General features: G+C 68.4%; 15 protein-coding genes and 1 pseudogene. 8 read left to right on the top strand and 8 right to left on the bottom strand.

From position 1 onward, the window contains the following. Positions 1-3: 3 nt before the first annotated feature. From tssF to tssH, 3 genes are read left to right on the top strand one after another with little or no spacing between them, the layout of a single operon-like run. Positions 4-1,950 carry a type VI secretion system baseplate subunit TssF gene (tssF, locus tag LZD57_RS14805; RefSeq protein ID WP_233720254.1) on the top strand — a complete coding sequence of 649 codons (1,947 nt, stop codon included), beginning with the start codon at positions 4-6 and terminating at the stop codon, positions 1,948-1,950. Then, positions 1,947-3,056, top strand: coding sequence for a type VI secretion system baseplate subunit TssG (gene tssG, locus LZD57_RS14800; protein ID WP_233720253.1), 1,110 nt, complete (start codon positions 1,947-1,949; stop codon positions 3,054-3,056). Before tssF ends, tssG begins: the two co-directional genes overlap by 4 nt. Next, a complete protein-coding gene (gene tssH / locus LZD57_RS14795; protein ID WP_233720252.1) occupies positions 3,053-5,794 on the top strand; it encodes a type VI secretion system ATPase TssH in 2,742 nt (913 codons plus the stop codon). The genes tssG and tssH overlap by 4 nt, the downstream gene beginning before the upstream one ends. Positions 5,795-6,136: 342 nt before the next feature. Here tssH and LZD57_RS14790 read toward each other — a convergent pair whose 3' ends face one another. From LZD57_RS14790 to LZD57_RS14775, 4 genes are all read right to left on the bottom strand, one after another. Beyond that, a complete protein-coding gene (locus tag LZD57_RS14790; protein ID WP_233720251.1) occupies positions 6,137-6,913 on the bottom strand; it encodes an FkbM family methyltransferase in 777 nt (258 codons plus the stop codon). Continuing rightward, positions 6,910-8,898, bottom strand: coding sequence for a glucans biosynthesis glucosyltransferase MdoH (gene mdoH, locus LZD57_RS14785; RefSeq protein WP_233720250.1), 1,989 nt, complete (start codon positions 8,896-8,898; stop codon positions 6,910-6,912). The genes LZD57_RS14790 and mdoH overlap by 4 nt, the downstream gene beginning before the upstream one ends. Positions 8,899-9,276: 378 nt before the next feature. Next, positions 9,277-10,263 (bottom strand): cobaltochelatase subunit CobS, encoded by a 987-nt coding sequence (cobS, locus tag LZD57_RS14780; protein WP_233720249.1) that lies wholly within the window; start codon positions 10,261-10,263, stop codon positions 9,277-9,279. Positions 10,264-10,527: 264 nt separating this feature from the next. Then, on the bottom strand, positions 10,528-11,130 hold the full coding sequence (locus LZD57_RS14775) for a J domain-containing protein (RefSeq protein WP_233720248.1): 603 nt from the start codon (positions 11,128-11,130) through the stop codon (positions 10,528-10,530). Between the two features lie 147 nt (positions 11,131-11,277). On the opposite strand from LZD57_RS14775, the gene LZD57_RS14770 reads away from it, so the two are divergent. The 3 genes from LZD57_RS14770 (at position 11,278) to LZD57_RS14760 (ending at position 14,398) form a co-directional block, all read left to right on the top strand. Next, entirely contained in the window at positions 11,278-11,586 is a 309-nt protein-coding gene (locus tag LZD57_RS14770; protein WP_233720247.1) for a BolA family protein, read from the top strand. A 7-nt stretch (positions 11,587-11,593) separates the two neighbouring features. Then, positions 11,594-12,349, top strand: coding sequence for a YoaK family protein (locus LZD57_RS14765; protein WP_233720246.1), 756 nt, complete (start codon positions 11,594-11,596; stop codon positions 12,347-12,349). Between the two features lie 192 nt (positions 12,350-12,541). Further along, on the top strand, positions 12,542-14,398 hold the full coding sequence (locus tag LZD57_RS14760) for a transglycosylase domain-containing protein (protein ID WP_233720245.1): 1,857 nt from the start codon (positions 12,542-12,544) through the stop codon (positions 14,396-14,398). Positions 14,399-14,485: 87 nt separating this feature from the next. On the opposite strand, the gene LZD57_RS14755 is transcribed toward LZD57_RS14760, so the two are convergent. Continuing rightward, positions 14,486-16,663, bottom strand: a complete 2,178-nt coding sequence (locus tag LZD57_RS14755; protein ID WP_233720244.1) for a methyl-accepting chemotaxis protein — start codon at positions 16,661-16,663, stop codon at positions 14,486-14,488. A gap of 382 nt (positions 16,664-17,045) precedes the next feature. Next, a complete protein-coding gene (locus LZD57_RS14750; protein WP_233720243.1) occupies positions 17,046-17,723 on the bottom strand; it encodes an outer membrane protein in 678 nt (225 codons plus the stop codon). A 590-nt stretch (positions 17,724-18,313) separates the two neighbouring features. Between LZD57_RS14750 and uvrC the strand changes: the two are divergent. Together uvrC and pgsA are read left to right on the top strand one after the other, a co-directional pair. Next, positions 18,314-20,419 (top strand): annotated as a pseudogene (uvrC, locus tag LZD57_RS14745) (excinuclease ABC subunit UvrC); the annotation flags it as partial. 113 nt (positions 20,420-20,532) lie between these two features. Further along, positions 20,533-21,114, top strand: coding sequence for a CDP-diacylglycerol--glycerol-3-phosphate 3-phosphatidyltransferase (gene pgsA, locus LZD57_RS14740; protein ID WP_233720242.1), 582 nt, complete (start codon positions 20,533-20,535; stop codon positions 21,112-21,114). 34 nt (positions 21,115-21,148) lie between these two features. On the opposite strand, the gene LZD57_RS14735 is transcribed toward pgsA, so the two are convergent. Together LZD57_RS14735 and LZD57_RS14730 are read right to left on the bottom strand one after the other, a co-directional pair. After that, positions 21,149-21,595 (bottom strand): DUF6130 family protein, encoded by a 447-nt coding sequence (locus LZD57_RS14735; RefSeq protein WP_233720241.1) that lies wholly within the window; start codon positions 21,593-21,595, stop codon positions 21,149-21,151. A gap of 158 nt (positions 21,596-21,753) precedes the next feature. Further along, complete coding sequence (locus LZD57_RS14730; RefSeq protein WP_233720240.1) at positions 21,754-22,851, bottom strand: hypothetical protein; 1,098 nt, start codon at positions 22,849-22,851, stop codon at positions 21,754-21,756. Positions 22,852-22,978 lie beyond the last annotated feature (127 nt).

The following is a 22,978-nucleotide window of genomic DNA, read 5'->3' as shown; positions in this document are numbered from 1 at the left end:
GCCATGAACCCCGCGCTGCTTGCCGCCTTCGAGGAAGAACTGGCGATCCTCTACGAGCGGGCCGAGGAGTTCGCCGCCGACTTTCCCGGCGTCGCCGAGCGGTTGGGCGGCCTGAAGCGCGACATGGCCGATCCCGGAATCAAGGCCCTCCTCGAAGGCGCGGCCTTCATGGCGGCGCGGGTGCAACTGCAGCTCGATGCCGAGTTCTCGACCTTCACCACCGAATTCCTCGACCAGCTCCTGCCCGGCCATCTGGAGCCGGTGCCCTCGATCGCCCTCATCGCCGCCAAGCCGTCGGCGGGGAGCGACGCGGACACGGCGGTCCGCCTCGTCCCGACCGGCTCGATCGTGGAGAGCCTCCATCGCGACGCCGCCAGCGGCGTCGCCTGCCAGTTCCGCCTGACGAGCCCCATCGCGCTCTTTCCGCTGGAGATCACCGCCGCCGAATACCTGCCCTCGGCCGCGGCGATGCAGGCCCTGCGCGTCGGCGCCGGGCCGAACGTCGACGCCGGACTGAAGATCACGGTGAAGCGTCTTGGACCCACCGGCGGCCCGGAGGGAAAGAGCCGCCCGATCGGCGAGCTGAAACTCGACGACCTCGTCGTCCACCTCGCCGGCCAACGCGCCGAACAGGACGCGATCTACGAACAGCTCTTCGCCCGGCTCTCTGGGATCGCCGTCCGGCATCTCAACGAGAGCGGCGATCCGCGCGCCACCCGGCTGCCCGCCTCGGCCATCGGGCAGATCGGTTTTGCGCCGGCCGAGGCGCTGTTTCCGTCGGACGACCGGGTATCGCCGGGCTTTGCGCTGCTGCGCGAGTTCTTCGCCTTTCCGGACAAGTATCTCGGCTTCCGGCTCACCGGCCTTCGCGCAGCGCTGGGCGGTCTGCGGGCCGATGCGGTCGACCTCGTCTTCGAGTTCACCGACACGGCTCCCACGCTCGGCGCGCGGGTTTCGGCGAAGAGCTTCCGACTTTTCGCTGCGCCCGTCGTCAACCTGTTCGAGAAGCGTTGCGACCGCATCCACCTCGCCGCCGGCCGTCACGAGCATCACGTCGTGCCCGATCGCAGCGCACTCCTCGGATACGAGCCGCACCGGATCCTCGGCGTCACGGCAATCTTTTCGGGCCGCGCCGAGGGGGCGCCCGTCCTGCCGCTGCACGCTCCCGCCGCGGCGATCGCAGCGGCGGGCGGCGCCCGTGGCAACGCCCTCACCTACACCGCCCGGCGCCTGCCCCGCCGCACCACCGACCTCGAGCGCCGCCGCGGTTCGGCCCCGGCCTACCGCGGCACGGATCTGTTCCTCAGCCTCGGCGGGACCGGGGCGGAAAGCGGCGATGCGGTGCCGCGCGAACTCGCCGTCACGGCGCTCTGCTCCAACCGGCATCTCGCCGGCGAACTCGCTCGCCTTCCCGGCGGGGGCACGATGCGCCTGCCCGGCAACGGCGAACTGGAGCTCGAAACCGTCGTCGGGCCGAGCGAACCGCACGAATCCGCCGTCGCCCGAAAGGGTACTGCGGGAAACCTGCAGCGCGGCGAGATCCTGTGGCGGCTGATCGGCTTCCTCTCCTTCAACCACACCGGCCTCGCCAGCCATGATCCGCAAGACGGCGCCGAAGCGCTCCGCGCCGTCCTGTCCCTTTATGCCGACCTTTCGGACATCGCGACGGAGCGGCGGCTGCGCGGCATCCTCGCGCTGGCCTGCCGGCCGGTGACGCGGCGGCTGGGACGGCCCGACGGCTTTTACGGCGCACGGGGCGTCGAGGTGACGATCATGCTCGACGACGCCGCCTTCGAGGGGGCGGGCGTCATGCTGCTCGGCGCGGTGCTGGAACGTCTTCTCGCCGATCTGTCGAGCGTCAATTCCTTCACCGAGACGGTGATCGAGACCCCGGCCCGCGGTGTGGTCAAGCGCTGGCCGCCACGCTCCGGGACGGGGCCGGTGCTGTGAGCGCGCGCCCGAACGATCCCCTGCGCGAGCGACTCGCCCCGATCGTCGGCGCGGCGCTCGCTGCGAAGGCAGCCGACGATCCGGAAGCCGTCGACCTCATCCTCCTGCTGCGCGCGATCGAGCGCGGCTCGGCGGACAAGCCGCGGATCGGCAAGAGCCGCACGGCCCGCGAGGACTGCGTCACGCTCGGCCAGGAGCCCCATGTCGCCTTCCCGGCCGGCAACGTCGCGGCGGTGGCGGAGCGCGCCGGCCGCCTCCACGTGACGACCCGCTTTCTCGGTCTGTTCGGCCCCCAGGGCGCCCTGCCGCTCGCAACCACGCTGGATGCCATCGACTGGCAGGACAAGGGCGACCCGGCCTTCCTGCGCTTCACCGAGATCTTCTCGAACCGCTTCCTGCAGCTGTTCTTCCGGGCCTTCGCCGACGCCCGCGCGATTGCCCAGAGCGATCGGCCGGACGACGACCGCTTCCGCCGCCATCTCGCCGCCGTCGCCGGCCTGCCTCTGCCGGGGCCGGGGGCCGGCGAGGCACCGGGAGCGGCGATCGGCACCGCCTTTGCGGGCCTCCTCTCGGCGCGAGTGAAGACCCCGGCACAGCTTTCGCAGCTGATCTCCGGCGCGCTCGGCGTCGACGTCCGGATCGTCGAGCGGGTGCCGAGCTGGCTGATCTTCGAGGCGAGCGAACAGACGCGGCTCGGCGCCGCGCGCTCCGCCCTCGGGCGGGACACGGCGCTCGGCGCCCGCGAGCTCTCCCTCGCCGACAAGGTGGCGATCGAGATCCGCGCCAGGGACCTTGCCGAATACCTAACGCTGCTGCCCGGCGGCAGGCGGGCCGCCCGGTTGGGCGAACTGGTCTTTCTCGCGCTGGGACGACGCGTCGAAGCCGAGGTCCGTCTCGGCATTCCCGCCCATCTGGCGCCGGCGATCCGGCTCGGCAAGGCGGGCGAACTCGGAAAGGCGGGCGAACTCGGCCTCACCGGCTGGCTCTCGCCGCCGCAAAGGGACCCGGGCGGCGCCGCCACTTGGCGCCTCGATGCCCGCTACGTCCCTCGGCCGCCCGGCACGCCCCCAGAAGCCGAGGCCGAGCCTTCGGAGGTTGGACCATGACCGACATCAACTACGAGATCCTCACGGGCAAGCTCACGCCCCTCGCCCACGAGGCCTTCCGCAAGGCGTTCTGGCAGGCCAAGGAGGCCGGCAACCGCAACGTCGAACTCGCGCACTGGCTCTTCCAGCTCGTCTCGGCCGACGGCTCGGACATCGTCGCCGCGCTGGATCGCCTCGACGTTCCGGCCGGCACCGTGCTCGCAGAACTCGCCGAGACGATCGGCCGGGCGAAGCGCAACGTCACCGAAATCCCTTCGATCGCCGGGCCTCTCGGCGAAAGCCTCGATCGCGGCTGGCTCTACGCCTCGCTGCTTTTCGGCTCGGCGGCGATCCGCAGCGGCCACGTGCTGCTCGGCGCCCTGCGGGACGAAAACCTGCGAGGCGTCCTCGCCGCCTCGTCCCGCAGTCTTTCGAGGCTCGACCCGGATGAGGTGGCAAACGATGCCCGCGCCGTCTGGGGCCGCTCGGCGGAGGAAGGCCAGCGGCCGGTCGACGGCTCGCAGCTTCCGCAGGTTTCGGGCGAGGCCGGCCGAGGCGAACGGCGAGGCGCCGCGCCGGGCGATCCGGCGGCCTCCCCCCTCGCCCGCTTCGCCACCGACCTCACCGCCGAGGCGGCCAGCGGCCGCATGGACCCCGTGGTCGGCCGCGACCACGAGATTCGCCAGATCGTCGACGTCCTCCTGCGGCGGCGCCAGAACAACCCGCTGCTGACCGGCGAGGCCGGCGTCGGCAAGACCGCCGTCGTCGAAGGCTTCGCCCAGCGGCTGGCGAGCGGCGACGTGCCGCCGGCCCTTGCCGGCGTCAGGCTGCATGCCCTCGACATCGGACTGATGCAGGCGGGCGCCTCGGTGAAGGGCGAGTTCGAGCAGCGGCTGCGGGCGCTGGTCGACGAGGTGCAGGCCGCCTCCGAGCCGATCATCCTCTTCGTCGACGAGATCCACACCCTCGTCGGGGCCGGCGGCGCCAAGGGAACGGGCGATGCGGCGAATCTCCTGAAACCCGCCCTCGCCAGAGGCACGCTGCGCACCATCGGCGCGACGACCTTCGCCGAATATCGCGCCCATATCGAGAGCGACCCGGCGCTGACCCGCAGGTTCCAGCCGATCGAGATCGGCGAGCCGGACATCGCCCGCGCCGCGATCATGCTGCGCGGCCTCGCCGCGCCGATGGAGCGCCATCACGAGGTGCGCATCCTCGACGAGGCCGTCACCGCCGCCGTCTCGCTGTCGGCCCGCTACATCCCGGCCCGGCAGCTGCCCGACAAGGCCGTCAGCCTGCTCGACACCGCCGCCGCGCGCGTCGCGATCAGCCGGACGACGACGCCGGCCGCGATCGCCGACCTTTCCGCCGCGATCGCTGCGCTGGAGGTCGAGAAGGCCGCGTTCGGCCGCGAGTCGGCCCTTCGTGCGGAAAGCGACGAGCGGCTCGCCGAGATCGCGGCGGCGATCGCCGAAAAGGCCGCGCTGCGCGAAGACCTCGTCGCCGCCCATGCAGCGGAGGCCGACCTCGTGAAGAGGATCGACGCGCTGGCGGCCGCACCGGCGGACGACGCGGAAGGCATCGAATCACTCAGCCGCGATCCGGCCGAAGCGCTCCAAAGCGGCGCCGAGACGGCCTATCCCTCCCGGCCCGACGACACTTCCCGCGAAAACCTCGCCCGCGAAGACCTCGCGACGGCGCTCGCCGCCCTCGCCGCCATCGATCCCGACCGGCGGATGATCCACGCCCATGTCGACGCCGACGCGGTCGCCTCGGTCGTCTCCGACTGGACCGGCATTCCGGTCGGGCGGATGATGCGCGACGAGGTCGCGACCGTCCTGAAGCTCGCCGAACTTCTGAAGAGCCGCGTCGTCGGCCAGGATCACGGCCTCGAAACCATCGCCCGGCGGATCGAGACGAGCCGCGCCGGCCTCGACGATCCCGGCAAGCCGGTCGGCGTCTTCCTCCTCTGCGGCCCCTCCGGCGTCGGCAAGACGGAGACGGCGCTGGCGCTCGCCGAAACCCTCTATGGCGGCGAACAGAACCTCGTCACCATCAACATGTCGGAGTTCCAGGAGGCCCACACCGTCTCGCTCCTCAAGGGCGCGCCGCCGGGCTATGTCGGCTATGGCGAGGGCGGCCGGCTGACCGAGGCGGTGCGCCGCCGGCCCTACTCCGTCGTCCTTCTCGACGAGGTGGAAAAGGCCCATCCCGACGTCCACGAGCTGTTCTTCCAGGTCTTCGACAAGGGCTGGATGGAGGACGGCACCGGCCGGCGCATCGACTTCCGCAACACGCTGATCATCCTCACCTCGAATGTCGGCACCGAGGCGATCATGGCCGCCAGCGACGAGGGCCTGACGGACGTCTCCGTCGAGGAACTGGACCGGATGCTCAGGCCCGAACTCCTCGCCGTCTTCCCGCCGGCCCTCATCGGCCGCATGGTGACGGTGCCCTACCGGCCGCTGTCGCCGGCGATGCTGGAGGCGATCGTCCGCCTGCAGCTCACCCGCATCGTCGCCCGCGTCAAGGAAAGCCAGCGCGCCGTCCTCACCATCGACGACGCGGTGGTCGCCGCCATCGTCGCCCGCTGCCGCGACCCGCAGTCCGGCGGCCGGATGATCGACCGCATCGTCACCCAGACCCTTTTGCCGGACCTCTCGCGCAAATTCCTCGACCGGATGGTGTCGGGCGAGGTGGCGAAGACGGCGCATGTCGGGCTGGGGGAGGATGGGGCGTTCGTGGTGGAGGTCGAGTGAGGGACGGGCGGGGCAATGGACATTCTGGCAAGGCCTTCGTTCCGCAGTCCCGTCATCAGCCCATGCCGTCGACAGGACGTCATCCTCGGGCTTGTCTCAAGGATCTACTGACGCCTCCCCATCAAAGTCAGCGCCGAATTGCCTTCGCCTGCGAAGAGCCTCGCAATGAAACGGCAGTAGATCCTCGGGACGAGCCCGAGGATGACGAGGCGGCGGGGTGAACGCCCGGCGCGACAATCCTCGGCAGGCGAATGGGAAATGGGCGACGGTCCCACGGCCGTCCCGCGAGAGCTGAGATCACAGGAGAGCTGAACTCACCGAACAAAAAACCCCGTCGCCATCTCAAAGCCTTCGTGATGCGCCACGCCAGCCATAAACATCTCCCGAATTCGCCGCCTCCGGCAGATCCTGCAGATACGCCTCCAACGCCTCCGCCGTCTGCCTCTCGCCGAACACCCATTCGTGGCTTTCGCCCAGCGAGACGTCGAAGCCGGCATAGCCGAGCCGCACCGCCTCCTGCAGCGCTTGCAGGGCCGGGGCGCGGTCCATGGTGACGAATTCGAAGGACAGGGCCTCGGGCGCGTATTCGGGTGACAGCCCGGCCAGAACCTCGGCCTCGAAGCCCTCGACGTCGATCTTGACGAAGGCCGGCCGGCCGAAGCGGGCGATCAGTTCGTCGAGCGTCGTGCAGTCGACCGTGATCGTCGCGTCCCAGACCTGCCCTTCCCAGCCGGCGGCCCCGGCGCCGGCGGCCGCGACGAAGCCCTCGGAGGCCGAAGCGACGGTCGGGTTCCGCGTGTTCAGCCTGAGCGACAGCGTCCCTGCCGTTCGTCCGACGGCCGCGCCGACCACCGTCACCCGCCGCGAGCGCCGGAACTGCCAGCGCAGAAGGCGCGCGAGGCGCGGCTGCGCTTCCACGGCGACGACTTTCGCGCCGATGCCGGCAAAGGCGGCGGTGCGGTCGCCGACATGGGCGCCGATGTCGAAGACGAGATCGCCGGGCCGGACGAAGGTGCCGGCGAAACGCGTAAGGCTCGCCCGGTGGCGGCGGTCGAGGCGGTAGACGGCGAGGCTGCGGGCGATGCCCCGCCAGGCGGCCAGCCGGCCGGACGAGGTCACGCCCGCTCGGCCTCGGCGGCGAAGCCGTTCTCGGCGGAGCCGGCTGCCGCGCTGTCTCTCGCCCGTCGATCATCGACGCGCCCCCGCGCGACCGGCCGGCGCCAGCGGCGCGCCTCGGGGCTCACCACGGCGCGCAGCACCGGCGGCATCACCGTCTCCTCCGGAATGGCGAAGAGACCGAGCCGCGCCGTCAGCCTGCCGAAGGCCGGGGCGGCGGTCGCCACCGTGAAGGGCACGGCAAGGACGAGGCCGGCCAGAAACGGTAGCGCCAGGAAGACGGCGGAGACGTTCGCGCCAACGAGCAGCGCGGCGGCGAGCGCGAGGCCCAGCAGCGTCTGCGGCAGCAGCGCCAGGAGCGCCGTGCTCCAGGCGATGCCCAGCCGGTCGCGGTTCTGGCCGTTCCAGACCACCGTCTTGCCGAAGATCAGCCCGACGAGGAACACCGAGACGTAGACCGCGACGAGCGGCGCCATCAGCATCGAGGCGAAAAGTTCGATCAGCGCCGAGCCGAGAAAGCGCGGCGCGCCGCCATAGGCCCGCATCGCCCCCGGCGTCAGGAGGACGTCGAGGACGCCGGCGATCTTCGGCGCGACCGACAGGAAGAACAGCGTCACGAACAGCCCCATGCCGAGGACGAGCATCGACGCGTCGTAGCCGCCCGTCAGCGCCTGCGCCGTCGCAGCACAGGTCATGACGATCCAGGCGAGCGGCGCGACGTACATCAGGATCGCCTGCAGGATCTGGAAGCGGCTGACCGGCAGGAGGCCGGGCGCAAAGAGGAAGCGCCAGTACTGCATGTTGCCCTGGCACCATCTGAGATCCCGCTTTTCGAATTCGAGCAGCGTCGGCGGATTGGTCTCGTAGCTTCGCGTCTCCACCGGGACCACCCGGACCTCGTAGCCCGCCCGGCGCATGTAGACGGCTTCGAGCTGATCGTGGGAGAGGACGGGCCCGCCCAGCGGCGCCCTGCCCGGCAGCACCGGCAATTCGCAATGATCGACGAAGGCGCGCGTGCGGATCATCGCGTTGTGGCCCCAATAGGGGCCGCAATCGGCGCTCCACCAGGCCGAACCCATGGTGAAGGCGCGCATGCCGTGGCGCATGCCGAACTGGAACAGCCGGGCGAAGCCGCTTTCGGCCGGCATGCCGACGACGAGGCTCTGCAGGATGCCGATGTGGGGATCGTCCTCCATCGCCATCGCCATGCGGACGATCACCGCACCGGCCATGACGCTGTCGGAATCGAGCGGCAGGAAGAAGTCGGATTCGCCGGCCCGGGACGTCAGAAAGTCGCGCAGATTGCCGGCCTTGAAACCGCTGTTTTCCTCGCGCCGCCGATAGATCGGCCGCTGGTCTTCCGGCGCGTGGTCGAAAAAATGCGCGAAGCGATCGAACTCCCGCCGCTCGGCGGCCGCGATCATCGGATCGGAGGTGTCGGAGAGAAGGGCGAAGCGGAAGTGGCGGGCCCTGCCGGTCGCCTCCAGACTGCGCCGCATGGCCTCCAGACGCGCGAAGATCGGCTCCGGCGCCTCGTTGCGCAGAAACAGCAAGAGGTCGGTGCGGCTCACGAGCGGCCGGTCCGACGCGGCCTTGTCGGTGCTCCGTCGGTCGGATTTCCAGTTTGGCGCGGCGAAATAGGGATAGACGGTTTTTTCCGGCCGGCCGAGATGGATGACGCAAAGCCCGATCATCGCATTCCAGAAGCCGAGCACCGTCCAGGGCGTCGCCAGCAGGAAGCCCGCAAAGATCACCGCGTCGAGGAGACCGAGCCCGTCGCCGCCGAGAACGCCGAGGAGGGCGGCGGCGAGGCCGGCGATGGAGATGAGATTGAGACCGAGGACGATCAGGCGGCGCAGCCCGATCGAAAGCCCTTCCTGGCGGATCGGCACCTTCCCGTGGCCCTCGCCCGTCCCGGCGGCGACGGCGCCGCGCTCGACGTCGGGCGCCCGATACGGGATGATCGGGTCGGAGGGCGGGCCGAACATGAGTGGGGTCTCCGGGGCGTGGATCTGTCTGCCAAGATAGAGGCGGGCACGCGGCCCGCACCGGCCCTCTCTACACGTTCCGGATCACTTCGCGAGTGATCGCCATCGCAGCTCCGGAGAGGGTCGGCATATGACGGCGGAGGCTCGAGGTATCGACAGACGTCACCCTGATGTTCGTGCCATCGCGACAAGACCTCTGCCGCGATCGCATGACGGCGACCGCCGCCGGATCGCCGATCTCGATGTGGCATCCGCGGGCGTCATGCAGGCCAGGCTCCTTCCCGGCAGTCCCGCTCGACGCCGTCGATCGCCGATCCGCCTTCGGATCGGCGCGCCTCCCGCCGAAGAGCCCCGCTCACGGCCCGAGGCGCCGTCCGGTCAATCCAGCACCAGGTTCGCCGCGCTTTCCGGCAGCTCTTCCCCGAACGCCCGCTGATAGAACTCCGCCACCAGCGGCCGTTCCAGGTCGTCGCACTTGTTGAGGAAGGTCAGGCGGAAGGCAAAGCCGATGTCGCCGAAGATCTCGGCGTTCTCGGCCCAGGTGATCACGGTGCGCGGGCTCATCACCGTCGACAGGTCGCCATTGACGAAGGCCGAGCGGGTGAGATCGGCGACGCGGACCATCTTCGAGACGGTCTTGCGGCCCTCGTCGGTCTTGAAGCTCTTCGCCTTGGCGAGGACGATGCCGACCTCGGTGTCGTGCGGCAGGTAGTTCAGCGTCGTGACGATCGACCAGCGGTCCATCTGCGCCTGGTTGATCTGCTGGGTGCCGTGATAGAGCCCGGTGGTGTCGCCGAGGCCGACCGTGTTGGCGGTGGCGAACAGGCGGAAGGCCGGATGCGGGCGGATCACCCGGCTCTGGTCGAGCAGCGTCAGCCGTCCGGAGGATTCCAGCACCCGCTGGATGACGAACATCACGTCGGGGCGCCCGGCGTCGTACTCGTCGAAGACCAGCGCGACGTTGTTCTGATAGGCCCAGGGCAGGATGCCGTCCCGAAACTCGGTGACCTGCATGCCGTCGCGCACGGTGATCGCGTCCTTGCCGACGAGGTCGATACGGGAGACGTGGCTGTCGAGATTGACGCGCACGCAGGGCCAGTTGAGCCTCGCCGCCACCTGCTCGATATGGGTCGACTTGCCGGTGCCGTGATAGCCCGACACCATGACGCGGCGGTTCTTCGCAAAGCCGGCGAGAATTGCCAGCGTCGTCGGCCGGTCGAAGATGTAGTCCGGATCGACCTCCGGCACGTGCGGATCGCGCGTCGAATAGGCCGGGATCTTCAAATCGCTGTCGAAACCGAAGGTTTCGCGGACGGAGACGGTGGCATCCGGCAATGGGGCCACTTCCTGTTCCGCTGCACTCATCATACCTCCAAGGGCGCTTGCCCGGCGGAAACCCCGCCTTGCGCCGTCATGCTTCCCATTCGCCCATTTCGGGCCGCGTGTCGAATAATCGGAACGCCGCCGGGCGGGTCAACCGTTTTGCGCCGCCGCACCCCCGACGAACGGCGCCACGGACGAACCCCAGCCATGCACCGAAGACCGAGGCGTCGTCACGCAGACGCATCCGACGGACGATGACCCATCACGCGCTGCAGCGCAACGCGGACGTGATGACCGCGCCGGCGTTCAGCAGAGATCGGCCTGCTTGAGGAGCTTGTAGGCCTGGATCACCTCGCGCAGCCGGTCCTCCTGGCTGCGATCGCCGCCGTTGGCGTCCGGGTGGAGCTGCTTCACCAGCTCCTTATACCGGCGGCGGATCTCCTCGCCAGGGGAACCGGGCTCGAGACCGAGGTTCTCGAACGCCTTCTTCTCGAGCGGGCGGACCTTCGGGCGGCGGACTTCGGGGCGGGCCGCGCCGTCCTCGCCGAACAGGCCGAACGGATCCCTGGGCCGCGCCGCTCCCGCCCGGCCGCTGCGGGCCGAGCTGGGCATTCCGCCGTTGCGGCCCATCGACCATGTCGGGCGATGGCCGGTCATCGCGTCCTTCAGATATTTCTGAATGGCGTCGTCGTTCAGCCCGGAGAAGTAGTTGTACGACTTGTTGTACTGCCGCACGTGGTCGACGCAGAATTCGAGGTACTGACCCTCGAAGTCGCGGCCGAGCGGCGCCTTGTAGATGCCGGCTTCCTCGCAGCCCTCCCAGGCGCAGGTGGGCGCCTTCGGCTTGGCTCTGGCCGAGGATTTGCCTTTGACGCGGATCGCGTCGAAATATTTGGAGTCGAGCTTCATCGGGGGCGATTATGGGGCTCGGCGCGGGTGGGAACAAGAATTGACAGGCGTGAAAAAGCCGGAAATTCCGTGGCCCGTGAACACGCCCGCAAGCCCGGCGCAACGTTGGCCGGGCGAGGATCGGACGAAATCGGCGAAAGAGGCGACATGAGCACCAAGACGAGCATCGAAGAAAAGCTCACCGACGCGTTTCGACCGGAAGCTCTCCAGGTCATCGACGAGAGCCACCTCCACGCCGGCCACCATCACGCGGACAGCGATCACCATGCCGCGTTCGACGGTTCCGGCGAAACCCATTTTCGCGTCCGCATCGTCGCGGAATCCTTCGCAGGACTGTCGCGGATCGCCCGCCACCGGGCGGTCAACGCGCTGCTCGCGGAAGAACTCTCCTCCGGCGTCCATGCGCTCGCCATCGAGGCGGCCGCGCCGGGCGAGCCGACACGCATCAAGGGCTGAGGCGGCAATGGTCGGGCGCGATCGCGTCCTCGACGGTTCCGGTCGGGCGTCACACGGCGTCGCACACGCCCCCGACACGGGCCGGGTGGTGGCGGACGGGCCGCGGCGGCGGCACCGGTGGCTCGGCTTCGGCTTCGTCGCGCTGCTGTCGTTCCTCGGCGGCATGACCGACGCGATCGGCTTCTTGCGGGCCGGCGACTTTCTGTCCTTCATGAGCGGCAATACGACGCGGCTCGCCATCGCCGTGGGGAAAGACCACGGCAGCGACGTCGGCCGCCTCGCCGCGATCCTCGCCATCTTCGTCGCCGGCAATGCGGTGGGCGTCGTCGTCGTGCGTTGCACCGGCGAGCGGCAATGGCCGCTGCTGATGCTGGTGGCCATCGTGACCGGCCTCGTCGCCGGCTTCGTCGGCGCCGCCCCTTCCCCGTGGAGCTATCTGCCGCTGGTCTTCGCCATGGGCATGCTCAACGCCGCGGTCGACAACGTCGCCGGCCATCCCATCGGCCTCACTTACGTCACCGGGGCGCTGTCGCGCTTCGGCAAGGGTCTCGGCCGCTTTCTCTGCGGCGATCTGCGGCTCGGCTTTCTCGCCCAGATGTTTCCCTGGATCGGCATGCTGGCCGGCGCGGTGACCGGCGTTTTCCTGCTACAGGCCTTCCAGGAGGCTGCGATCTGGGCGATCGGAGGGCTCGCGGTCATTCTCACCCTGATCTCGCTGGCCGTTCCGCGGAGCTGGATGCGACACAGCTTCGGCCTCGGCTGACCCTGACGTCCGCCGCAGGGTCCCCGCCCTCCCGCCTCCGCTTCTGGTCTTTCCACTGCTGCGACACCGGCAGAGACCGGACCATCCGCCCATGGGAGGGAGGGATCGCCACCGCGGCGGTCCTCGTTGCGGCCGCCATTCGGCGCCCCCATATCGCGATGGTTAACGGACCGTAACGACGAGGGGCGGCAGATGGAAGAGGACCAGCAGGCTCCCCGTTACCGGACGATCTGGCTCGTTCTTTCCTTTGCCATCATGATTTTCGGCTCCTCCCTCGTCGGCGTCCATGCCTGGGTGGACCAGGTGGCGAAGCGCTACGGCGCCTCGGTCGAGACGACCCGCGAGCGCGTTCACGCGAACCGCCTCATCGTCGACCTGCCGCGCCACCGCGACCAACCCTGGAACGCACCGATCGAGGAGGCGATGTACGTCGATTACGACGACGTGCCGGAGGTGATGCGCGAAGCCCTTCTGACCAGCGAGGATGCCTGGTTCTTCTACCATCCGGGGTTCAACCCGATCGCCATCGGCAAGGCGCTCGCCAGCCAGTTCGGCGACGACCCGCGCGGCGGCTCGACCATCACCCAGCAGATCGCCAAGCAGGTCTATGTCGGCAGCCGCCGCGACTTCAAGCGCAAGTTCGACGAACTCGCCATCGCGCTCTGGCTGGAATGGCATTTCAGCAAGAAGGAACTCCTCGAAATCTATTTCAACACGCCGTTCATGGGCCACAACACCAAGGGCCTGGAAGCGGCGGCGCGCTACTATTTCGGCTATTCCTTCAAGCGCGAGCGTGCCCAGAGCGTCGCCTTCACGCCGGACATGGCGGCCAGCCTCGCCGTGACGATCAAGAACCCGACGAGCGGCAATCCGACCAAGCCGCGCAACATGGGCGAGGCACGCCGGCTGCTCCTCGTCATGGGCGTCGAGCCAGAGGTCGTGACCGAGAAGGCCGTGGCCGACGCCGGGCTGCCGCGCCGCTTCGCCCGCCACGCCTTCGCCAAGGACCGGCGGCTGTCGGACCAGTTCGGCTCGGCGCGCGACCTCGCCGTCGAGCGCCTCGACGAAAAGCTCAGCGGGGAGGACGCCCCTCAGGCGAGCCTCGACGTCGTGACCTTCTATTCGTCGGAAACGCAGCTCTATCTCGAAACGGCGATCGAGAAATACTACCCGCCGATCCGCCGTGCCGGCTACGACCGCCTCACCGCCGTCGTCGTCGACAACGCCACCGGCGGCATCGAGGCGATCGCCGCCCCGCCGGGCACGAGCCTCTATCCCGGCTCGACCGTGAAGCCGCTGCTCAGCCTCTGTGCCCTCGTCGAGAAAGGCTGGACCGCCCAGACGCGGGTCGACGATTCGCCCTTCGGCATTCCGCCGGTGCAGAACGGCGACCGCCGGTATCTCGGCCGCATCAGCCTCGAACGGGCACTCGCCGCCAGTCGCAACCCGCCCTTCGTGCGGATGATGCGGACGTTCGGGCGCGGCTGCGCGAACGACGTTCTGAAGCGCATCGGCACGGACTTCCGCTTTTCCGGCGCAAAGGACCGCTCGCTGGCGCTCGGCGCCGAGCCGGTGAAACTGATGGACCTCCTCGACGCCTATGTCACCGTCGCCACCTGCGGACGCGTGTCGAACGGTCCGCTGATCCTCAAGGAAGCCCGCGACCGGAAGACCCAGCGGGTCGTGTTGGCGGAAAAGGCCGAGGCCCTGCCGCGCAATGCCGGGCTGACCACCGCCTTCGACGCGCTGCACGCCATGCTGCAGGCGACCACCGGCCTGATCGGCACCGCCAATGGCAGCCGCTTCGTCAACGACGTGGCGGCCAAGACCGGCACCTCCGACGACAACCGCCAGATCACGCTGATCACCTTCACCAAGGCCTACACCGTGCTCGTCTCGGCGGCGGCCGACGATCCGGGCCGGCTGAAGCGGCATCTCTCGTCCCACGCCCTCGTCAAGATGGTCCGAAATCTCAATGCCAACATCCACGGCGGCAAGGACCCCGGCCCGCTCGGCTGCGGCCCCGGCATGGCCGTCGCCGGCCGTTAGAGCATCGCCGTCGAGCATCGGCGAAGAAGGCTGGCCAGCCCTGCGGAGGACGCGCCGCGGCGACCGGTGCGCCGCGTCCTCTCGCCCTCACGCGGCGCGAGACAGGTGCACCGGCTCGTCGTCTCGGAGCTTGAAGGCGGCGATCTGCGCCGCCAGTTTGGCTGCCTCGTTGGCAAGACCATGGGTCGCCGCTGTCGCCTGTTCGACCAGGGCGGCGTTCTGCTGCGTCGTCGTGTCCATCTGCGACAGGGTTTCGTTGACGAGACCGACCGCGTCGGCCTGCTCGCGCGAGGCGCCGACGATGGCGTTCACCTCGTCGCGGATCGTCTCGACCCGTTCGCGAATGGCGCCGAGCGCGCCGCCCGTTCGCTGGAAGAGCGACACGCCGCTTTCGAGCGAGGCGACCGAGCGGTCGATCAGGCCGCGGATCTCCCGCGCCGCCTCCGTCGCGCGCTGGGCGAGACCCCGCACCTCCTGCGCGACCACCGCAAATCCCTTGCCCGCCTCGCCGGCGCGCGCCGCCTCGACCCCGGCATTGAGCGCGAGAAGATTGGTCTGGAAGGCGATCTCGTCGATGACGGAGATGATCTGCGACACCTCCCGGGACGATGTCGCGATATTGCCGATGACGGCGACGGACTCTTCCACGAGCTGACTCGACGAGCGGGAGAATTCAGCCGCCTCATCGACGTGACCGCCCGCCTTCGACGCCCGCTGGGCCGTCGATTTGACGGTGGTCGAGACCTCGGCCATGGACGCGGCCGTCGTTTCGAGCGACGCCGCCTGCTGCTCCGTCCGCCTGGCAAGATCGTCGGATGCGATCCGCAGTTCGTCGACGCCTTGCTCGATGCCGTCCGCGACCGCCTTGACGCTGACGATCGTCGCTTCGAGCAGGGCGACGGATTCGTTGTAGTCCCTGCGCAGGGAATCGTAGGCCCCGGCAAGCGGCGTTGCGATCCGATAGGAAACGTCGCCGCCCGACAGGCGCTTCAGCGCGCCGCCGATCTCGCTCATCGCGGTCTCCATTTCGCGGGTCCTCACGGCGCGTTCGGCTTCCGCCTGACGCTGCTCGGCCGCCCGCTCCTCGACGTGCCGGCGATCGTCCTCGAGCTTCTTCCTGGCGTTGGCCTCGGTGACGGTGGCGAACGTCTCGACGGCGCGGGCCATCTGGGCCACCTCGTCCTGTCCCGTCGTATCGACACCGGCCATCTCGACCTTGCCCTCGGCGAGGCGCTTCATGCAAACGATCAGGGCATTGAGCGGTTTCGTCACGGATCTGGCGATGATCGAGGAACCGAGGACGACGACCAGCGCCGCGCCGACCACGAGGGCCGTCAAAAGCACGAAGTTCGTCCATTTCGTGCTGCTCTCTTCCGCCGCCAGGGACTGGATTCGACCGATCGTCTCTTTCTCGATCTTCGCCAGTTCGTCGATGACGCCCGTCGTCAGCGCAAACCATTTGTCCGAATCGAGACCGGAGAGGTCGCCGCCGACGCCGTTTTCGAGAATCCTGGCACTCACCACCCTGACCTCGGCGAGGCCCGCATCGGCCAGGCGCTTCCTCAGTGCGCTCTCCTGCCCCGTCGGCTTGAGCGCGATGAACCGCTGGAGATAGGCGTTGAACTCGCCGGAGAGTTCGCGAAACCGCTCGAAGCCGACTTGCGACAGACGTCCCGAAGCGATGATACCGGCGCCCTCGCCCCGCTCCCGTCCCGCGACGTTCTTGGCGGCGACCAGATTGCTGTAGGCGAACAGATGGTCGGCCAGCTCTCGCGCCGTGTCGGACTTGCTCATGGCATCCATCACGCCGGCCAGCGAGCCGATCGTCGCGTTGTAGTAGTCGAAGGCCGTTTCGCGGGGGATGGCAAGAGCGGAAACCTCCTTGCGAACGGATGAGAGACGGCCGAGCGCCGTCTCGGATTCGTCGATGAAGATCCGCCCTTCCTCGCCCGTGGCCGCAAGACTGTTTTCGTGGGCGCGGAAGTCGGCGAGCGCTTCGTCGACCTTACCCCGGGCGGCCAGCATCTTGTCCTGCATCTTCGTGCCGCGCGAGCCGAGAAACCCTGAGCTCGTGCCGCGCTCCACCTGCAGCCAGTGAACCAGCGTCCCGATCGTAGCGAGATCCGCCCCGCTCTCTCTGACCGCGTTCATCGCCGCGTATTGGTGATGGAATTCCGCGACTTCATGTCCGCCGAGCGCGGCGATGAAAACGAACGGCAGCGCCAGGGCGGCGGCCACGCGCTGGGCGATCGGAAAACGGTTCAACCTCATATGCTCATCCCCTCGAAACGTCACCGGGCAGTGCTGCTACGGCACCGCGGGCTTTCGTAGAAATGCAACCAAGGGCTTAAGAGACGATGAACGACAATTTCCCAGAAACACGTCACAAGGCTTTGTTTTGGTTTCTGATTTTTTCGCGGGAAACGATCACGGACGGTTATGCGAAGGCCAGCGTACGGGTGTCCCCGGCATGAGGGTCAGCACGCAGACGACGTCATACTACGCTTGAAGCTGGGAGGGCGGCCTCACTCGGCTTTCGCCGGGCTTGCAGCCGAGGGCCGCCCGTCCGCTTCCGAGGGCGCGGCTCGCCGGGAGTTGCTGCGTCGGGATGAATTCGCGACGAAACGGTCGGCTCGCGGCGCGGAATTCAGAACTTCAGCGCGATGCCGGCGCGGATCGAATGCTCGTCGAAGCCGGACGAGACGCTGGTATTGCCGAGATCGTAGGTCTCGTTGCCGAATTTCGAATAGCGATATTCGAGCCGGCCGGTGAGATCGTCGTCGAACTTCGCCTCGATGCCGGCGCCGACGGTGTACCCGACGCTGGTCTGGCTGTCCGAACTGCCGCCGAGAGACAGTTCGTTCCGCGATGCCGCGAGGCCGCCCGTCGCGAAGACGAGGAACGGATCGGCCTTGACGCCGACCCGGCCGCGCAGCGATCCGAAGACGTTCTGCTCGCCGTCGACGTCGCCCCCGAGAGAGGGGCTGAAGGCCGAGCCGTCGACCGCCGAACCGCCGACGTCGGCCTCGATGCCGTAGACGATCGCCGGAGTTTCGAAATTGTAGCCGACATAGACGCCGCCGACGAGGCCGTCGCCGTCGAAGGAGGCGGTGCCGGCATCCTCGAACCGCGCGAAGTTGTAGCCCACGAAGGCGCCCGCATAGGGCCCTGACCACACGTAGATCGGGGAAGACGGTGCTTCCGGCGAAGGCGCGGTGACCGGCTGCTCGTAGACGACGTCGGCCGCCGACGCGCTCCCCGCCGTCAGGGCCAGGGCGCCGAACAGAAATACCGCAAATGATCGGACCGAAGCTGGCCTCATCATCGGGTCTCACCATTCCTTCGAGACTGCGCCGCCGCCCGTGGAAGGCGGAAACCGGCGCCGAAAGCCGCGAACCATTGCGCCGTCATCTTCGGCGACGTCGCTTCACTCTACAAGTGGAGACCGCGAATGGCGTAAACAGGACTCCGTGAGGACGGCGCGATCGATTCGCCGAATCTTTTTCGCAGCTGTTGCCGTTGAGCCACGATCCTGCAAGCCGATCGAACTGTGGTGCGTCGAAACGGCTTCCGCCGAGAGCCGTTCGCCCCTGCATATCCGCGGGCATCGGTCATATATGACGGGTCGTCGGACGGGGCGCCCGATCTTGGATACCCGTCTCGCGATGCCGATCGCCGAACGCCGGCCCGTGGACGAGCAAACACGACGAGGAGAAGACGTTGGGCCGTTCGCGACCGCAACGACATTCGAACCCTGACGCTTCGGCCTTGCAGCCGGGCGAAGACATCGACTTTTCCGCCGGCGACGCTTCGCTTGGCGAGCAGGGCGGCGCCCGCGAGGAAGACGTTCGTCGGGACGAAGACGACGACGACGACGTCGACGACGTCGACACTGCAGATCTCGCGGACGAGGCGTTCGAGGATGGCGAGGAGGACGAGGACGACCTCGCCGCCGTAGCTCCGTCCGCGCCGCCCGCCAACGCGGCACTGATCGAGGCGATCGACTGGGACGATGCCGGCCACAAGGTCTCCGGCGACCTCAAGGGTGCCGAACTGATCGCCGCGCTGGTCAGGCGCCTGCCGAACTCGCCCGGCGTCTACCGCATGTTCGGGGCCGACGGGGAGATCCTCTATGTCGGCAAGGCGCGATCGCTGAAGAAGCGCGTCTCCAGCTATTCGCGGTCCGGCGGCCACACCCAGCGCATCGCCCGGATGATCGCCAAGACCCAGGCGATGGAATTCGTCACGACGCGCACGGAGACCGAGGCGCTGCTGCTCGAGGCGAACCTGATCAAGCGGCTGCGCCCCCGCTTCAACGTCCTGATGCGGGACGACAAGTCGTTCCCCTACATCCTGATCAGCCAGGACCACGCGGCGCCGGCGATCCTGAAGCATCGCGGGGCCAGATCGCGCAAGGGCCGCTATTTCGGTCCTTTCGCCTCGGCCGGCGCGGTCGGGCGGACGATCAACGCGCTGCAGCGGGCCTTTCTGCTGCGCACCTGTTCGGACTCCGTCTACGACAGCCGCACGCGGCCGTGCCTGCTCTACCAGATCAAGCGCTGCTCCGGCCCCTGCACCGGCGAAGTCAGCGAGGCCGAATATGCCGAGCTCGTCGACGAGGCGACGGCCTTCCTCTCAGGCCGCTCCAGCGACGTGAAGACCATGCTGTCGCATTCCATGCAGTCGGCCTCCACCGATCTCGATTTCGAGCGCGCCGCCGTCTACCGCGACAGGTTGGCCGCGCTGTCGCACGTGCAGGGTCACCAGGGCATCAATCCCGAGGGCATCGAGGAGGCCGACGTCTTCGCCATCCATCAGGAGGGCGGGCTCACCTCGATCCAGGTGTTCTTCTTCCGGACCGGCCAGAACTGGGGCAACCGCGCCTATTTCCCCAAGGCCGACCCGTCGCTCGAGCCGGAAGCCGTGCTCACGGCCTTTCTCGGCCAGTTCTACGACGACACGCCGGCGCCCCGTCTCATCCTGCTGCCGCTGATGGTCGAGGACGAAGCGCTTCTTGCCGAAGCGCTGTCGCTGAAGGCGGATCGCAAGGTCCGCATCGAGGTCCCGGTCCGCGGCGCCAAACGCGATCTCGTCGACCATGCCGCCTCCAACGCCAAGGAAGCGCTCGGCCGGAGGCTGGCCGAAACCTCGACCCAGGCGCGGCTTCTCGACGGCCTCAAGGAGACCTTCGGCCTGTCGCGCCCGCCGCGCCGCGTCGAGGTCTACGACAACTCCCACATCATGGGGACGGCCGCCGTCGGCGCGATGATCGTCGCGGGGCCGGAAGGTTTCGCCAAGAACCAGTATCGCAAGTTCAACATCAAGGGCGAAGACATCACCCCCGGCGACGACTTCGGCATGATGAAGGAGGTGATCCGCCGGCGCTTCTCGCGGCTGATCAAGGACCACGCCGCGACCATGCCGGCGACGGCCGACACGGCGCGGGCGACCGACGCGGCGCCGGCTTCGATCGCGCAGGAGGCCGAGGCGACGCCCAAAGATGCCGCCGACGCGATCCCGCCCGGCGAGGCCCTCGACGACATGGCCGACGACGCGGCGATGCCGGCCTGGCCGGACCTCGTATTGATCGACGGCGGCAAGGGCCAGATGTCGGCGGTGCGCGCCATCCTCGACGAACTCGGCATCGCCGACAGGATCACCGCCATCGGCATCGCCAAGGGCGTCGACCGCGACGCCGGGCGCGAGCGCTTCGTCATGGAAGGCCGCGAGCCCTTCTCGCTGCCGCCGCGCGACCCGGTGCTCTACTTCGTCCAGCGCATGCGCGACGAGGCGCATCGTTTCGCCATCGGCACCCATCGGGCGAAGCGCAAGAAGGAACTCGTCAGGAACCCGCTCGACGAGATCGCCGGCATCGGGCCGTCGCGCAAGCGCGCGCTCCTCCATCACTTCGGCACGGCCAAGGCCGTGTCGCGGGCGGCGCTCAGCGATCTGACCGAGGTCGACGGCATTTCGGCGGCGATGGCCCGGTCGATTTACGACCATTTCCACGCCGGGGGGTGAAACATTCGTCACGTTTCAGGTCGAATGTGCCCGAACCGGTGCGGGCGCGGTTGACGCGGCACGCCCGGCCGCGCTTTGAGAGACCCGACAGAATTCCCGCAGGCTACAGTTCCATGGCGTCCAGGGCCCTCAGCCTTCCCAATATCCTGACCTATGCGCGGATCGTCTGTGTTCCGCTCGTCGTCATGTGCTTCTTCCTCGAAGGCCAGCTGCGCAGCCCCGACTACGCCCGCTGGACGGCGCTGGGCATCTTCATCGCCGCCTCGATCACCGACTATTTCGACGGCTATCTCGCGAGGGCCTGGAAGCAGACCTCGACCATCGGCCGGATGCTCGATCCGATCGCCGACAAGCTGCTCGTCGCAGCGGTTCTGCTGCTGCTGGCGGCCGAGGGAAGCATCGCCGGCTGGAGCCTGTGGGCGGCGATCATCATCCTGTGCCGCGAGATCCTCGTCTCGGGCCTGCGCGAATATCTCGCCGGGCTCAAGGTTTCCGTCCCGGTGACCCGCCTCGCCAAATGGAAGACGACGATCCAGATGGTCGCCATCGCCTTCCTCCTCGCCGGTCCCGCCGGCGACGAGTTCATGCCCGGGATCACCGTCCTCGGCCTCGTCCTCTTGTGGATCTCGGCCCTCGTGACGCTCTACACCGGCTACGACTATTTCCGCGCCGGACTGCGGCACATCGACGACTGAGACCGGCGGCTGCGTCCCACCCCGGTGCTCGCGGTCACGCCTCGATCACCAGGCTTGCCGTGATCATGCCGTCTTTAGTGGCAAACGCCCGGTGGTCCGTCGCCTGAAGCGTGATCGTCAGCTCGTGACGACCGGGCGACAACCGGCCGATCGTCTTTTCCGGCGCATAGGCGGAGGCGAGCTTGCGGTCGCCTTCGAAGATGTGGACGTGACCGACCGCCCGGTCGATCTCGACCGTGTCGCAGACTTCCACGAAGCGGAAATTCTCGGCGTCGATCGAGATCGTCCAGCCCCCCGTCGCATCGCGTTCGGCCCGGGCGGCGATCTTCGGAACTGGCACGTCCTCGGCGAACGTGACGAACAGCGCCGCCGGCGGTTGGCGGGCTTCGGCGAGGAGCGACGTCGCGCCGAAGAGACCTCCCACGACGAGCGACAGGAGGAAAGCGAGCCGGGTTCGGTTCGAGGGGACGGGGATGGTCATGGCGGAAATCTCCCAGACGTGAAAGAGCCTTCTCGCCTGCCGAAGTGGAAGGGCGAGAAGGCTTTCGAGGGTCGCGATTTCCGCCGCTGCCCGCTTTGAAGCGCAAGGACGGGGCGCCCGCGGCGGGGGCGCCCCGTCCCGCCTTGCCGGCGGCCCTTTCAGGCCGCCTGCTCGGCAAGGGAGATGGTCTGCGGAGCAGAGGAGCGCCGACCCGGACGGGCCACCGCGACCTGCCGCGCCCCTGCCCCGGCCATCAGGAAGACGAAGGCCATGGCGTAGAGATTGGCATGGAAGAGCGCCGTCTCGCCGAGCGTCAGGGCGAAGAGGGTGAAGGCCGAAATCAGGAAGAGCGCGATCGGCCGCACCAGGATGCCGGCGACGAGAAGCAGGCCGGCGGAGATCTCGACGAAGGTCATGACGAAGGCGATGACGCCGTAGTCGATGCCGAAGTTCGGGAAGCCGCCATGTTCGAGGATGGCGATCAAAAGCGTCGGCTGGAAGAGCTTGTAGGTGATGCCGAGATAGACGAAGTTCGCGCCGAAGACGATCATCAGGCCGCGATAGATAGTCGGGGTCAGTTCGAGCCGGTCGAACGGCAGAGCCCTCGGCAGACGCTCGGCGAGCGCCCGCGGCAGCCGCAACGCCAACCGCCCGGAGCCGGCGAAGAGGAGATAGAGCCCCGGCACGACGAAGTGCCCGGCATAGGCGAGAAACGTTTCGCCGAAGAGATGAAGGCCGAAAATGGCGAGGCAGGCGACGCCGAGCCCGGCGATCCGCGTGCCGATCCCGGTGACGAGCATCGCGGCGAGCGCCAGTTGGACGGGAACGAGAAGCCCCCAGGCCGGGGCGAACAGCTTCAGTTGCATGTCCGGGACGAACAGGGTCGGCCGCGTGCCGATGGCGACGCCGGCGGCGGGCAGGAGCCCCAGAGCTGCCGTGAAGAGCATGATCGCAAGGCCGATCCGCACGAAGAGCGGACCGAACTCGCCGACCCGGCCGGCGATCGGGGCGAAAAGCCGGTTCTCGAGACCCAGCCAGCGCGGCTCGAAGGAGATCGCGCCGAAGACGGCCGCCGCGAGCGCAGCCGCCTTGGGGCCGGCGAGAAGCGGATTGACGAAGACGTCCGGCTTCGGCGCGGCGGCGAGCGAAATCATCTCCTGCGGCGTCAGCAGCCAAGCCTCATGCGCCCCTGCCGAGGCCGTCAAGGCCAGGGTCAGGGCGGCGGCGGATCCGACGGTGAGATAGCAGTTCTTCATGGCGGGAAGCTCCCCTTCGATGGCCTCGACATGTCGGGAGAATGGAAGGGGCAGAGCCGGTGGAGGAACGATCGCGCCACGGCATCGCCAAGCGACGCGAGGATTGCACTGGACAAGCAGCGCCTCG

The organism is Jiella avicenniae, assembly GCF_021390325.1.
Lineage (GTDB): Bacteria > Pseudomonadota > Alphaproteobacteria > Rhizobiales > Rhizobiaceae > Jiella > Jiella avicenniae.
The sequence above is the reverse complement of the archived record's forward strand: the minus strand, read 5'-3'. Positions and strand labels throughout refer to the sequence as shown.